Genomic DNA, 13883 nt, shown 5'->3' with positions numbered 1-13883 from the left:
TCTAGGGCCTGCCCCCCCCAGCGGGTATCCCCAGCCGGGGGTAACTGGGCGCAGGGTCACTGCGTGCCGGCGGGAGGTGCTGGGAGGGCCCAGGGGTGCCGGCCGGGTCAGGGCAGGTACGCCCAGGCGTTCACGTCCAGCAGGCCGCGCGGCGTGAGCTTCAGCGCCGGAATCACGGTCAGGCCCAGGAAACTCAGGGTGGTCACCGGGTACGGCAGGCGGCAGCCCAGCGCCCGGCACGCCGCTGTCACCTCGCCCAGCCGCGCGGCCGCCTCGGCCGGCGGCCGGTCGGTCATCAGGCCCGCGAACGGCAGCGGCAGACTGGCCCGCACCTCGCCGCCCGACACGACCACCACGCCGCCCCCCATCGCCTCCAGCGCCCGCCCGGCGGCCCGCACGTCCGCGTCCGTGCCGCCCAGGAACGCCGCGTGGTGCGCGTCGTGCAGCACGCTGATGCCCAGCGTCCCCCCGTCCATGCCGGTGCCGGAGGTCAGGCACGCCGACCACTCGCCCCGCCCGTAGCGGTCCGCGACGACCAGCCGCGCGTCCCCGCTGCCCGGCTCGCCCACCCCGGTCGTGATCTGCGACGCGCTGACCTGCATGACCGGCCAGTGCCCCGGCACGTCAAACGTCGCCGCGTCCCACCCGGCCCCCAGGGTCACGCCCCCACCCGGCAGCGGCGGCGTGACCGTCCCGGCCCGCGCCTCCTGCCCGCCCACGAAGGTCTCCAGCACCCCGAAGTCCGACAGGTCCCGCAGCAGCACGAAATCCGCGTGGTACCCCGGCGCGACCAGCCCGAACTCATGCAGGCCCCAGTACTCGGCCGGGTTGCAGGTCACCAGGGCCACGGCGTCCGCCGGGTGCAGCCCGCCCGCCACGCACATCCGCAGCAGCCGGTCCAGGTGACCCAGCTCCAGCAGTTCGTCCACGCTCACGTCGTCACTGACCAGCATCGCCCGCCGGGGGCGTTCCAGCAGCACCGGCAGCAGCGCCTCCAGATTCCGCGCCGCCGAGCCCTCACGGACCATCAGCCACAGCCCGGCCCGCAGGCGCTCGCGGGCCTCGTCGGGCGTGGTCGCCTCGTGATCCGAGTGCAGGCCCGCCGCCGCGTACCCCATCAGGTCCCGCCCCCGCACGCCCGACGCGTGCCCGTCCAGCCGCAGGCCCGACGCCCGCCCCGCCTCCAGCACCTCCCACACGTCCCCGCTGCCGCCCAGCACGCCGGGGTAGTTCATCATCTCGGCCAGGCCCAGCACGCCCGGCACGCGCAGCATCCGCGCGGTGGCCGCCGCGTCCACGACCGCGCCACCCGCCTCGAACGGACTGGCCGGCACGCACGACGGCGCCGACCCCCACACCCGCAGGCCCGACGTGCGCCCCGCCTCCAGCATCCACTCCAGGCCGCCGGCACCCAGCACGTTCACCAGTTCATGCGGTTCGGCCACCACGCCCGTCGTGCCGCGCCCCAGCACCGCGCCCGCGAAGCCCGCCGGGGTCAGCAGACTCGACTCGATGTGCACGTGAGCGTCGATGAAGCCCGGCGCGAGGAACGCCCCGCGCGCCTCAACGACCCGCGCCGCCTGAAAGCCCGACCCCAGCGCCGCGATCCGCCCGTCCGCGACGAGCACGTCCGCCCCGAACACCTCGCGCGTGGCCGGCTGCACCACCTGCGCGCCCCGCACCAGCAGGTCCCCCGGTTCCTCACCACGCGCCACCCGCACCAGACGGCGGCGATCCAGGCCACGCATTCCTTCAGACACACCCGCAGACACACCAGACATGACGCAGTGTAGGGGAGAAGCCCGCCCGCGCACCCCGCCTGCCCGGACGCGCCCCCGCTACTCCCGGTCCGGCCCGCCCGGCGGCGGGCCCTTGAACGACCGCAGCAGCGCCCCGCGTTCCTCCAGCGCCTGCCGGAACAGCGCCTGCTGGTACGCCCGCGCGTCGTTCACGGCCTTGCCGGGCTTGCGCGTCTGCCCCGCCACCTGACCCGGCACCAGCCCCGGCGTGGGCGGGAGTGTCGGCGCGGACGCCAGCCCCCCGGAACGCCGCGCACGGAACATGCCCGGATGTTCCTCGAACACCGCCGTCACCCCGTCCGGCAGGGCCGCCAGATGCGCCGCGAACCCCTGCTCCTGCGCCAGTTCCGCGTGCGCCGCGCCCGGCCCCAGTTCCGTCAGCAGGCGGTCGATCAGCGCGAACACCAGCGCCGCGTACGCCTCCACCTCGGCCCGCGACGGCAGCGCACCCCGGTGAATCACGCGGTTGCGGAAATCCGTGCCCAGGCCCCGCGCCGTCAGGAAATCCGGCTCGCGGCCCTCACGCAGCAGGTACGCCAGCGCGAACATCCCCAGCTGCCGCTCGGACTGACTGGCCACGTGCCGCCACGTGCCCTCCAGACCCGCGAGCGCCGCCCCGAACTCCTGCTCGGCGTTCGCGGCGCGCTCCAGCGTGAACGCCCACACGTAGAACTCGAAGAACCGCTCCAGCGCCGCCGCGAAACTCGCCACCGCCTCACGCGCGTACCCGTCCATCAGCGCCCGCGTGCCCAGGTCGAACAGCACCTCGAAGCGCTGCTTGCGCAGGAACACGCAGTACCGCGCCCCGCAGTGCCCGCAGGTCAGGTCATGCACGGAACTGTCCGTGAACTCCGCACGGTTCTCACGGGCGCACGCCGGGCAGACGGTCGGGAACTCCATACCCGCGAGTCTACCCGCGCGCCTCTGGTGGCAGGGGAACGGGCATCAGGGCAGGCGCGTGCCGGGGGGGGCGATCACGTAGCTCAGGCCGCCGCTGTGGGTCAGCCAGAGTTTCTCGAAGGCCGCGCGGGGGTACGTGCGGCGCACGCCCGCGTCGGTGGGCGCGGCCGGGTCGTTCAGGACCGGGTTGCCCTTCGCGTCGAAGCCGGTCAGGACCATCAGGTGCCCGCTGGAGCTGGGAATGGCCGCGCCCGGCAACTCCCCGGCCTTCCAGCCGAGGCTGACGGCCAGCGGAATTCCGGCCGCCGTGAACCGCTCGGCCTGCGCGAGGCTGGGCAGGCGCGTGACGAAGGCCCGCATGCCCTGCGTGGCGGCGTACGCGGTATTGAACGGCCAGTTGCCGGTGCCGTCGTACACGCGGTCGAAGGTGCCGCGCGCGGCGTCCGGCACGGTCACGGCGCGGCCCCAGTGCGCCAGGATCATGCTGACGCTGGTGGGGCTGCACCAGACCTCGCCGCCGTCCGGGTAGAGCATCTGCGAGCGCATGGGCACGCGCACCTCGCGGCCCCACGCGGCCCGGTCGCCGGGCGTGCCCAGGCCCGCCGCGCGCCGCGCCCGGTCCGAGGTGTTGAAGGCCAGCAGGGTCACGCGGGTCCCCGCGCCGCGCAGGGTCACGCGGTACTGGAAGGCCGCTGCCTTCGCGTTCAGGCGCAGCGTGTCGGTCAGGACCTGCCCGGCGGCGTCCTTCTGCCCGTCCAGACTGGCCCGCTCGGGGCCGCTGCTCCAGCTGCCGAAACTGAACCACCGGGACCACCGGCCGCCCGTCAGTTCCGCCCGGACCTCCACGCTCACGCTGCCGCCCGCCGGGGTCACGGCGTTCCACGACGGCACCAGTTCATCGAAGGCGGCCGCCTTCAGCGTGCCGGAGGTCAGCGTGCCGCTCGCCGCGCCAGCGTTCAGGCTCAGGCCGCCCGCGCCTGCGGTCACGCCGCTGGCCTGCGCGCCCGCCCAGTCGCCGGGCCGCTCGTGAAGGATGGTCGTGCTGTTCGGGTAGGTCATCGTGACGGCTCCAGCGCCGCCCGCACCCGAGAGGCCCAGGACAGCTGAAAGGACGAGGAAAGGAAGTCGCATGTGTGCCCCGGACTATGCCGCGCCGCGCCGCCCCGGTGGTGAGGAGTGCCCGGCCCGCTCCGATTGAATGGTTTGCAAAAACCGTTCAATCCGAGCGGACTCGCAGAGCTGCCCCGCAGAGCGGGTGGGAGCAAAGCGGGTTCCGGGCGTGGAGTTGGCAACCCGGCGTCGTTCCGGGTTGTGAACGAAACAGACGGACCCCGCCTTACGCCCCGCCCTGCAGGTACAGGAACGCCTCGGGCAGCGCCTCGCGCCACGTGACCCAGTTGTGCCCGCTGGGGTACTCGCGGTACTGGTGGTTCAGGCCCAGGTCCGCGAACAGGCCCGCCATGCGGCGGTTCGGGCCGGTCAGCCATTCCAGCGTGCCGGTATCCAGGCTGGTCGTCAGGTGCGTGGGCGGGTTCGCGCGCAGTTGCTCCAGTAGCCACTCGCCGGCGGTGGTGGTGTCGATCACGCCGTCCCGGGTCGCGCCGGGCCGCGCGATGAACGCCCCGCTGTGCGCCGCCACCCGGCTGAACAGCTCCGGGTGCCGCGCGCCCAGGAACAGGCTGATCAGTCCGCCCAGGCTCGCACCCCACAGGCCCCGCACGGACGCCTGCACCAGCGGCCCCTCCACGCGCGGCATGACCTCGGTGGTCAGGAAGTCCAGGTAGCGGGGGTTCAGGTAGTACTCCCCGTTCCGGTCGCCCGGCTCCACGAACACGAGGGCCGCGCCCTCCGTCAGCCCGGCCTGCACCGCGCGGTCCATCACGTCGCCCAGTTTCCCGGTGCGGTAGAACGCCACGCCGTCCTGCACGTAGTACACCGGCAGCGGCCCCCCCGCGTACCCGTGCGGCGTGTACACGATCGCCCGCCGCGTTCCCGGAAACACCGTGCCCTCCCAGGTCAGGCGGTGCGCCGTGCCCTTCAGGGTCGCGTCCGGCGCCTGCCACAGCGGATGCCGGGCGTACTCGCCCACCACGGCCGCGCGCGGGTACGGCCACCACGGATTCAGCGATTTCTGCGCGTTGTCCGGGTCCGCGAACGCCTCGCCGGCCGCGTCCACCCACGCGTACTCCACCCACGCCCCACGCGGCAGCCGCAGGCGCAGCGGCGCGCCGTCCACCACCGGCAGCGGCGCGCGCTTGCGCCAGTCCGTCATGTCCCCGATCAGGCCCACCGCACCCGCCGGAGGCGAGAACGTCACCCACTGCCCATCCACCGAAACAGCCATGCCCGCAAGTGTAAGGGAGCGGTGCGCAGGACGCAGTGCGCGGCGCCCAGTCAGGGAAACGGGAGGCGGGAAGCGGTCAGTCCTTCACCGCTTCCCGCCTCCCGCTTACTCGCTTATACGGATTCCGTTTGTTTCGCCAACAATCCGGAACTTTACCGGATTGCCGGCTCCACGTCCGGAACCCGTTTCTCTCTTACTCTGCGGGGCAGCTCTGCGAGTCGCATCCGCTCGGATTGAACGGGCTTTGCAGCCCATTCAATCGGAGTCCGTATTACTCGCTGCGGTCGGGGCTGGCGGGCGGCACGAGGCCGGGGTTGCTGCTGTACCCGCGGTACTGGTCGCGCAGTTCGCGTTTCAGGATCTTGCCGGTCGCGCCGATGGGCAGCTGGTCGGTGAACACGGTCGCGTCGGGCAGCCACCACTTGGCAAACCTGGGCGCGATGAAGTCCATCAGGGCCTCGTGCGTGACGCTCTGGCCGGGGCGGGGCACGACGATCGCCAGGGGCCGCTCGTCCCATTTGGGGTCGTCCATGGCGATCACGGCGCACATCGCGACCGCCGGGTGGGCCATGATGGCGTTTTCCAGGTCGACGCTGCCGATCCACTCGCCGCCGCTCTTGATCAGGTCCTTGGCGCGGTCCTGGATGTGCATGTAGCCGCGTTCGTCCAGCGTGGCGATGTCGCCCGTGTCGAACCAGAGTTGCCCGTCGAGGTCGAAGAAGTTCTTCTGCCCCTCGCCCTTGAAGTAACTGTTCGCCACCCACGGGCCGCGCGTGATCAGGCGGCCCATGGTCTTCCCGTCGTGCGGGAGGCGGTTGCCGTCATCGTCCAGGATCTCCAGTTCGATCAGGGGCACGGTGCGGCCCTGCTTGGCGCGCAGGGCGAAGCCCTCGTCGCTGGTGGGGTCCACGCCGGCCGGAACGGCGCTGGCGGTGCCCAGCGGGTGCGTCTCGGTCATGCCCCAGGCCTGTAACAGGCTCAGGCCGTGGCGGTCCGAGAAGGCGCGGATCATGCTTTCGGGCGCGGCGCTGCCGCCCACGATCATGCGTTCCACGCGGCTCAGGTCGTAGGGTTGCCCGTCGGCAGCGGCGCGGTCCAGTTCGCCCAGCAGGCCCATCCAGATGGTGGGCACGCCCGCCGTGATGGTCACCTGCTCGTCACGCAGGAGGCTGGCGACGCTGCGGCCGTCCGCGAACACCCCGGCGAACACCTGCTTGGCGCCGTACATGGCGCAGGTGTACGGCAGGCCCCAGGCGTTCACGTGGAACATGGGCACGATGGGCAGCACGCTGTCGGCCTCACCGACGTTCAGGGCGTCCTTGGGCGCGCTGATCATCGAGTGCAGCAGCGTGGAGCGGTGCGTGTACACCACGCCCTTGGGGTTGCCGGTGGTGCCGCTGGTGTAACACATGGCGGCCGCGTCGGTCTCCTGAATCTGCGGGTAGCGGGCCAGCGGGGCGCTGTCCTGCACGAACGTGTCGTAGTCGGCCACGCCGGGCAGCGGGATGGGCTGCGGCGTGGGCCCCAGCACGAAGATGTGCTCCAGTTTCGGGCAGGCGGCCTTCAGGGCGGGGATCATCGCGGCGAACACGTTCTCGATCAGCAGCACGCGGTCCTCGGCGTGGTTCAGGATCCAGGCGATCTGCTCGGGGTGCAGGCGGATGTTCACGGTGTGCAGCACCAGCCCGGCGCTGGGCACGCCCAGGTACGCCTCCAGGTGCCGGAACGAGTTCACGGCCAGCGTCGCCACGCGGTCGCCGCTCTGCAGGCCCAGGCCCAGCAGGCCCCCCGCGAGGCGGAGCGCGCGGTCCGCGACCTGTCCGTAGGTGGTGCGGTGCTTGTGCGGGACCGGGTTGCCCTGCCCGTCGCGTCCGGCGACCAGCAGGCTGACCACTTCGCGCCCGGCGTACTGCGTGCGGATGCGTTCGAGAATGGTCGGTACGGTCAGCTGAACGTCCATCATGTTGCCTTGCATGGAACCCTCCGTGGGTGCGCTGCCCTGCGGACCACAGGCGGCCCGGCCAGCGTCACCTGAGTGCTGTGAATGCCGGGAGTATAAGGAAAATTGAACCCGCACCAGCCGCGGGCGGGTTCCGGCGTGGGGGACACCGGGTGGTGGCGGCGGGACCGGTCCCGCCGCCGCCACTGCCCGGCGGCACTCAGCGCGCGACGAGGACCAGCACCCCACGCCCGCACAGGCCGTAGGTGGCGTTCTCGCCGCCCACCCCGGCCGTGGCGTTCAGGTCCACCTGCGCGCTGCCCTCCGCCCAGGCACAGGTGTCGGTCACGCGGTACCAGCTCCGGCCGGTGCCGGGCCACGGCAGCGTGAAGTTCACGTTCCCGGACCAGCCGTTGTACGCCACGTAGATCGCGCCCGCCGGATCGGCGAACTCGGTCCCGTCCAGGCGGTACGCCAGCGCGTGGTTGTTCCCGTCATTGAAGTAGGCGCTGTCCGCGACCGTCCCGTCCGGCTTGAACCAGCGCAGCTGCTCCATGACGTTCCCGTTCGTGTCGGTGGCCGCGTAGAAGTTCGCGGGCCGCAGCGCCGGGTGCGCCGCGCGGAACGCCAGCAGGTTCTGCGTGAACGTCCGGAACGTCGCGCCGTCCGCGCTGGCGGTGGCAGGCAGCCAGTTGGCGCTGGAATCCAGGTTGTACGGGTTGTTGTTGCAGTTCACCGAGCGCAGGATCTCGTCCCCGCCGGTCAGCATGGGCGTCCCGGCACTCAGCAGCAGCAGCGCCATGCCGTTGCGCGCCGCCTTGCGCTGATCGGCCGCCACACCCCCCTGATCCCAGGAGTGGTTGTTGTCCTCGCCGCCGTCGGACGGACCGTACGGCCACGCCTGCGTGTTGTTCTTGGTCGTGCAGCGGTACAGGTCCGCGTGCGTGAACCCGTCGTGCGCGACCATGAAGTTCACGGAATGCTGCGGGCGGCGCCCGTCGTCCCCGTACAGGTCACTGGAGCCCGACAGGCGGGACGCGAGCTGCCCCGGCGTGATTACCTCCACGCCCATCTTGTTCTGGTCCTTGCGGAGGGTGTCGCGGTACTGGCCGTTCCACTCGCTCCAGCCGGACGGGAAGTTCCCCACCTGGTACGAGTTCCCGCCGATCGCCCACGGTTCGGCGATCAGGTCCACGCCACTCCCGCCGCCCACCGGGCGGGGGGTCAGGTCCCGCGCGACGCGGTTCAGGGCGGTGCCCGCGTTCACCTTGTCGTAGTTGAAGCAGCCGCTGACGCAGGTGTTGCCGAGCACGGACGCCAGGTCGAAGCGGAAGCCGTCCACGCCCAGTTCGTCGCGCCAGTACTTCAGGGAATCCACGATCAGGTTCTGCGCCGCCGCGCCGAAGGTGTTGAAGTTCGCGCCGATCCCGGTGTTGTCCCAGTAGTTCTGGTTGTCGGCCGTCAGGGTGTAGTACGCGGCGTTGTCCAGGCCCCGCCACGAGAGGGTGGTCGCGGTGTCGTTCGGGCCCCAGGTGCCGCCCTCGGCGGTGTGGTTGTACACCACGTCGATGAACACCTTGATGCCCTGATCGTGGAAGGCCTTGACCATCGCCTGGAATTCCTTCGTGGGGCCGCCCGCCGTCTGATCGCAGGCGTAACGGCGGTCCGGGGCGAAGTAGTTGGTGGTCATGTAGCCCCAGTAGTTGTCGCCGGTGGTGCCGGTCGCCGAGCGGCCGCTGGCGGCGTCGGTCACGTCGTTCGCGTCGTTGTCGGTTTCCTGTACGGGCAGGAATTCCACCGCCGTCACGCCCAGCGCCTTCAGGCTGGCGGCCCGCGCGGCGGCGCCCGCGTACGTGCCCGCGCAGGACACGCTGGCGTCCCCCTTCGTCAGGCCGCGCAGGTGAACCTCGTACACCACGTCGTCCTTCAGCGAGCGGGTGGGCTTCGTGCCCACGGCGGCGGCGGTGCTGCTCAGCACGATGCCCTTGGGCGCCGCGCGGCCACTGTCGAGCGCGCGGTTCGCCGCGCCGGTCGCGTACACCGCGTTCGAGTACACCCCGCTGGCCGGGCCCTGCGGGTCGTGGCTGACCTCCAGCGCGTAGGGGTCGAGCAGCAGCTTGTTCGGGTTGAAGCGGTTCCCGCTGGCGTCCACGTCGCTCACGAAGCCCACGCTGCTGCCCTTGACCCAGCTGGCGCTGTACGGCCAGTTCGGGCCCCACGCGCGGTACCCGTAGTACACCGTGCCGATCCCGGCGCCGGTCAGGCTGCTGACCGGCACGGTGACCGACCAGACGTTCGTGCTGGTGTTCCTCGTCAGGGTGTAGCGCAGTTTCTCGTCCGCGCCGCTGCGCGCGGCGTACAGGTTCACCTCCAGCCGCGTGGCGCGCGACGAGTACACCCGGAAGGTCAGGTGGGTCGTGCCGGTCGCCGTGCCGGTCGAGTCGGTGTAGCGGGCGCCCAGGCTGGTCGGACTGAGCGCCTGCGTGGTCAGCCTGTCAGGCCGCGCGGGTGCGGGCGCGGGTGTGGGTGCGGGCGCGCCGCAGGCACTCAGCAGCGCGGTGACCGTCAGGGTCAGGGCGGGGCGGGACAGCAGGGCAGGACGGTGCATGGAGGACCTCCGGCCCACGGTCGGGCCGAGACAGGAAGGAGCCGTGATCACGGGCGAACACGGCAGGAACATCGGGAGCGATTCCACGATGGTGTACCATGCCGGCCCGCCGGTGCGGAAGCGCGGCCGGTCACCTGCCGCGCCGCCCTGCCCGCGACCCCCACCCCCCTCACCGGAAGCTGTCAGCCGGAGTCCGCCTCAGGAGCGGCCCAGCAGGTACAGTTCCAGGATCTGCACGGCGGCCGCCTCGTCCTCATCGGTGGCCCCCAGGTCGCGGGCGCGGCGGGTCGTGAAGCGCTCATCCTGGTACTCGACGGCGTACCCCTTCTCCTGCAGCACCTTCCCGAAGGCCCGCACCCGGTCCGCGGCGGGACTGTGTGCGCCGTCCGTGCGCAGCGGCAGGCCCAGCAGCAGCCGGGTCGCGCCGGTCTCCGCGACCTTCAGCCGCACGGCCTTCAGGTCCAGCGGCAGCCGCTTGCGGTCCACGCTGCCCCGCCCGAACGCCAGCCGGCCCGCATTCACCGCGAAGCCGATGCGGGTCTTGCTGACGTCCAGCGCCAGGATCACGGGCAGGGCAGCCGGCGTCTCCGGAACGGGGGGCGTGGCGGGGGCCGGGTGGGGGTCGTTCACGCGGGCGAGTGTACCCCGCGTCCCGCCCCGGCAGGCGTTACCCTGAACCCCATGACCCACTCCAGCGTGATTGCCGCGCACACCAGCGCGGGCGTGCGAACCCTGACCCTGAACCGCCCGGACCGCCTGAACGCCGCCAACGACGACCTGCTGCTCGCCCTGACCGCCGAACTGCGCGCCGCCGACACCGACGGGAACGTGCGGGTGGTCGTCATCACCGGCGCCGGGCGCGGCTTCTGCGCCGGACAGGACCTCGGGGACGTGTCGGGCCGCGACATGACCTTCACCGAACACCTGAACGCCACCTACAACCCCCTGATCCGCACCATCCGCAGCCTGGGCAAACCCGTGATCACGGCCGTGAACGGCGTCGCGGCCGGGGCCGGTGCCAGCCTCGCCCTGAGCGGCGACATCCGCCTGTGGGCGCAGTCCGCCAGCCTGATCGAGGTGTTCAGCAACATTGCGCTCGTCCCGGATTCCGGCAGCACCTGGTTCCTGCCGCGCCTCGTCGGCTACCACCGCGCGTTCGAGATGATGGCCCTCGCCGAGCGCGTCCGGGCCGACGACGCCCTGCGCCTGGGCCTGTGCGAACAGGTGTTCCCGGACGACACCTTCGCGCAGGACGTTCAGGCGTACGCCGAACGCCTCGCCGCGCGGCCCGCGCACGCCCTGAACCTCACCAAGCAGGCCCTGAATGCCGCCATGACCAGCACCCTCGACGCGGCGCTCGAAGAGGAAGCGCGCCTGCAGCAGCTCGCCGGCGACCACTGGGAACATGAGGAAGGCGTCACCGCCTTCAAGGAGAAACGCCCCGCACAGTTCGTGCGGGACGCAGGGTAAAGGCGGAGCAGCTCTCCGGATTGCCGCACCCGGGTTGAACGGTTGACCAACACCGTTCAACCCGGGTGCGGCTTATACGGACTGCCGTTTGTTTCGTTGACAACCCGGAACAGCACCGGGTCGTCAACTCCACGTCCGGAACCCGTTTCTCTCCTCCTCTGCGGAGCAGCTCTCCGAGTCCGTCTTACTTGTCCAGCGGATCGGGGTTGCGGCTGGCCGCCTGGCCCTCCTCGATCATGTGATCGTGGCGGGCCATCTCGTCGCGGGCCGCTTCCCTGCCCATGCTGGCGGTCTGCTCGCCAGGAACGAGTTTCTCGTCGCTGTGCTGCACGGTCGGGTCGGGAGTGGTGGGCGTGTCTTTCGTCATGCGGACCTCCAGGGTGGGGTGAGGGGCGGGCGCGGGGGCGGGCTGTGCGGGATCGCTGTGGGCCGGCGTGTCCGGGGCGGGGTCCGCGCCGAGTTCGGTGATCAGGCGCTCACGGGCGCGGATCTCCTCCTCGACGCGGCGGATGTCCTCACGCACGCCGCTCAGGACCTCCAGCTCGGCGCCCGCATGGTACGAGCGGCCCAGGCGGGCGTACAGGCCGTCGAGTTCACGCGACAGCTGAAAGACCTCCATGCGCAGGCGCGTGGCGTGCGCGACCTCCTCGCCGCGGCGCTGCACGCGCTCGGCCCCGCGCTTGACGGTGTTCAGAATGTTGTCCAGCATGCCCACAGTGTGCCGCACCTGCGGGGGCAGGCGCGTGAGGGGTGTCCCAAGGAACCCTGGGACTGCCCCCGCAGGTGCGCCAGTCGCACGGCCTGCCGTCTCGTTCACACCCCGTCAGCGCACCGGATTGCTGCCTCCACGCCCGTCAGTCCGTTCTGCTTCCACTCGCTCTGAGGCGCAGCGCTCCGTCCGTGCCAGGCATCCGCGTCAGTCGCGGCGGGCCTGGAGGAGTCCGGCCAGCGCCAGCGGAATGGCCGCGTCCCAGCCCTGCGGGTGGCACGCGGCGGGGTACGGCACGGGCGGGGTGCCGTCCTCGCGGGGGAAACCGGCGAACAGTTCGCTCAGGCGGCCGTCCGGGGCGGCGCGGGCCGCGTCGAACAGCGCGCGGGTCACCTGCGCCGCCTCGGCGTGCAGGCCCAGGCGGGCCATGCCCAGCGCCGCCAGGGCGGTGTCGTGCGGCCAGACGCTGCCGTTGTGGTACGACACCGGATTGAAACGCGGCTCCCCGCTGCCCAGCGTGCGGATGCCCCAGCCGCTCCAGAGTTCCGCGCCCAGCGCGGTGCGGGCGACCTGCGCGGCGAATTCCGGGGCGATGATGCCGGTACACAGGGTGTGCGCGGCGTTGCTGACCAGCACCCGCAGCGGCCGCTTGTCGCCGTTCAGGCCGTGCACGTAGTACCCGCGTTCCGGCCACCAGAAGGCCCGCTGGAAGGCCCGCTGAAGCTGCGCGGCGCGGTCCTCCCACTCGGGGGCGCGGTCCGCTTCGCCCAGCGTGCGGTACAGGCGGGCGGCGGCGCGGTAGGCGGCGTACGCGTAGCCCTGCACCTCGATGACGGCCACGTGCCCGCTGACGTCCTGCCCGTCCTCGGTGAAGGTGCTGTCGCCGCTGTCCTTCCACACGGCGTTCGTGATGCCGCCGGGGTCCGGGGTGTACTCGATGAAGCCGTCGCCGTCCGGGTCGCCGTCGGTCAGCAGCCAGTTCAGGGCTGCCTCCCAGTGGGGGCGCAGTTCCCGCGCGAGGTCCGGGTGCGCCTCCGCGAGTTCCCCGATCAGCCACACGAACAGCGGCGTGGCGTCGGCGGTCGCGTAGTACGGGCGGTGCGGCGTGCGGCCCAGCCGCGTCAGTTCCCCGACGCGCATCTCGTGCAGGATCTTGCCCGGCTGCTCCAGCGTGACCGGGTCGTGCCGCTGCCCCTGGTGCGCCGCGAGAAAGCGCGCGACGGTCAGTGCCAGCTGCGGCAGGTGCCGGTGGACCATCAGGGCGATCAGCATGGAGTCCCGCCCGAACGGCGCGACGAACCACGGCAGGCCCGCCGCCGGGAACGCCCCGAAAGCGGTCTCGAAGCTCAGGCTGCGCAGGTCCGCGACGCTGCGCTCCAGGATCCGCTGGTCCTGCGGGTCCGGCAGGGTGAGGTCCGCGCGGACCTGAGCGGTCAGGCGGGCGTACTCGGCGTGCAGGGCGTCCGGGTCGCCGGGGGTGGGCGTCTCGTCGCCCTGCAGCGGGTAGACGCTGACCCGCACGTCCGTCTGCGCGTCCGTGAGGGTCCAGACGAGCGCCCCGCCGTCCCAGCGGGCGGGCGGGCTGGTGCGCACGCAGGTGCGGCTGCGCAGGCCGTCCAGGGCGGTATGCTCGAAGTCCACGCCGTCCGGGCCGGGGCGCACCTGCACGTCCCGCGCGCCCAGTTCGCCGGGCCAGCCGCGCACCTCGAACATGTCCAGGTAGTCGGCGTTCAGGTGCAGCCGCAGTTCGTGCGGGCCGTCTCCCAGGTAGCGGGTGACGCGCAGCGTGTCGCGCAGTTCGGTGGCGGTCAGTTGCAGGTCGCGGCGCAGGCCGACGCGCATGGTGTAGCCCACGTTCGCGTTCGCGCTCTGCTGGTGCAGCCAGTACGGGCCGTGTTCGTGCTGCGCGAGCGTCTGGGGCGTCTCGCCGTCCAGTTGCCATTCGTAACGGGACAGGACGCGGGTGTCGCGGCGGTACAGACCGCTCTCGCCGTCCGCGACGCGGTAGTGCGCGTCCCCGACGAGGTACAGGTCATTTTCTTTCAGGACGGTGCGGGTGTTCAGCATGGTGGGAATCCTTCGGTGAAGAGTCGGCGTGGGGAGGAAGCGGGGCG

At 71.9% G+C, this 13883-nt stretch carries 10 protein-coding genes; 1 reads left to right on the top strand and 9 read right to left on the bottom strand.

Translation table 11 applies throughout. The features are described 5' to 3' along the window. Positions 1 to 107: 107 nt before the first annotated feature. The 7 genes from ABDZ66_RS05050 to ABDZ66_RS05020 form a co-directional block, all read right to left on the bottom strand. On the bottom strand, positions 108 to 1748 hold the full coding sequence (locus tag ABDZ66_RS05050; protein WP_343756786.1) for an adenine deaminase C-terminal domain-containing protein: 1641 nt from the start codon (positions 1746 to 1748) through the stop codon (positions 108 to 110). A 90-nt stretch (positions 1749 to 1838) separates the two neighbouring features. Continuing rightward, a complete protein-coding gene (locus ABDZ66_RS05045) occupies positions 1839 to 2699 on the bottom strand; it encodes a hypothetical protein (protein WP_343756784.1) in 861 nt (286 codons plus the stop codon). A gap of 45 nt (positions 2700 to 2744) precedes the next feature. After that, a complete protein-coding gene (locus ABDZ66_RS05040) occupies positions 2745 to 3830 on the bottom strand; it encodes a peptidase C39 family protein (protein ID WP_343756782.1) in 1086 nt (361 codons plus the stop codon). 205 nt (positions 3831 to 4035) lie between these two features. Further along, on the bottom strand, positions 4036 to 5043 hold the full coding sequence (locus tag ABDZ66_RS05035) for an alpha/beta hydrolase (RefSeq protein WP_343756780.1): 1008 nt from the start codon (positions 5041 to 5043) through the stop codon (positions 4036 to 4038). A 271-nt stretch (positions 5044 to 5314) separates the two neighbouring features. Next, positions 5315 to 7018 (bottom strand): long-chain fatty acid--CoA ligase, encoded by a 1704-nt coding sequence (locus ABDZ66_RS05030; protein WP_343756778.1) that lies wholly within the window; start codon positions 7016 to 7018, stop codon positions 5315 to 5317. 184 nt (positions 7019 to 7202) lie between these two features. Further along, positions 7203 to 9590: an alpha-amylase family glycosyl hydrolase gene (locus ABDZ66_RS05025; RefSeq protein WP_343756776.1), complete on the bottom strand. Its 2388-nt coding sequence runs from the start codon at positions 9588 to 9590 to the stop codon at positions 7203 to 7205. A 198-nt stretch (positions 9591 to 9788) separates the two neighbouring features. Next, positions 9789 to 10220, bottom strand: a complete 432-nt coding sequence (locus tag ABDZ66_RS05020; protein ID WP_343756774.1) for a RuvX/YqgF family protein — start codon at positions 10218 to 10220, stop codon at positions 9789 to 9791. A 51-nt stretch (positions 10221 to 10271) separates the two neighbouring features. On the opposite strand from ABDZ66_RS05020, the gene ABDZ66_RS05015 reads away from it, so the two are divergent. After that, entirely contained in the window at positions 10272 to 11060 is a 789-nt protein-coding gene (locus ABDZ66_RS05015) for an enoyl-CoA hydratase-related protein (protein ID WP_343756772.1), read from the top strand. A gap of 184 nt (positions 11061 to 11244) precedes the next feature. Here ABDZ66_RS05015 and ABDZ66_RS05010 read toward each other — a convergent pair whose 3' ends face one another. Further along, positions 11245 to 11769, bottom strand: coding sequence for a hypothetical protein (locus tag ABDZ66_RS05010; RefSeq protein ID WP_343756770.1), 525 nt, complete (start codon positions 11767 to 11769; stop codon positions 11245 to 11247). Between the two features lie 207 nt (positions 11770 to 11976). Then, positions 11977 to 13836: an amylo-alpha-1,6-glucosidase gene (locus tag ABDZ66_RS05005; protein WP_343756768.1), complete on the bottom strand. Its 1860-nt coding sequence runs from the start codon at positions 13834 to 13836 to the stop codon at positions 11977 to 11979. Positions 13837 to 13883: the final 47 nt, after the last annotated feature.

The sequence above is a fragment of the Deinococcus depolymerans genome, assembly GCF_039522025.1.
GTDB lineage: Bacteria > Deinococcota > Deinococci > Deinococcales > Deinococcaceae > Deinococcus > Deinococcus depolymerans.
Note: the sequence above shows the minus strand (reverse complement) of the source record. Positions and strands in the feature narration are given on the sequence as shown.

Coding starts and splice junctions, on each gene's coding strand:
- ABDZ66_RS05045 (WP_343756784.1), bottom strand. CDS start 2,699: ATGGAGTTCCCGACCGTCTGCCCGGCGTGCGCCCGTGAGAACCGTGCG.
- ABDZ66_RS05050 (WP_343756786.1), bottom strand. CDS start 1,748: ATGCGTGGCCTGGATCGCCGCCGTCTGGTGCGGGTGGCGCGTGGTGAG.
- ABDZ66_RS05030 (WP_343756778.1), bottom strand. CDS start 7,018: ATGCAAGGCAACATGATGGACGTTCAGCTGACCGTACCGACCATTCTC.
- ABDZ66_RS05010 (WP_343756770.1), bottom strand. CDS start 11,769: ATGCTGGACAACATTCTGAACACCGTCAAGCGCGGGGCCGAGCGCGTG.
- ABDZ66_RS05015 (WP_343756772.1), top strand. CDS start 10,272: ATGACCCACTCCAGCGTGATTGCCGCGCACACCAGCGCGGGCGTGCGA.
- ABDZ66_RS05040 (WP_343756782.1), bottom strand. CDS start 3,830: ATGCGACTTCCTTTCCTCGTCCTTTCAGCTGTCCTGGGCCTCTCGGGT.
- ABDZ66_RS05035 (WP_343756780.1), bottom strand. CDS start 5,043: ATGGCTGTTTCGGTGGATGGGCAGTGGGTGACGTTCTCGCCTCCGGCG.
- ABDZ66_RS05025 (WP_343756776.1), bottom strand. CDS start 9,590: ATGCACCGTCCTGCCCTGCTGTCCCGCCCCGCCCTGACCCTGACGGTC.
- ABDZ66_RS05005 (WP_343756768.1), bottom strand. CDS start 13,836: ATGCTGAACACCCGCACCGTCCTGAAAGAAAATGACCTGTACCTCGTC.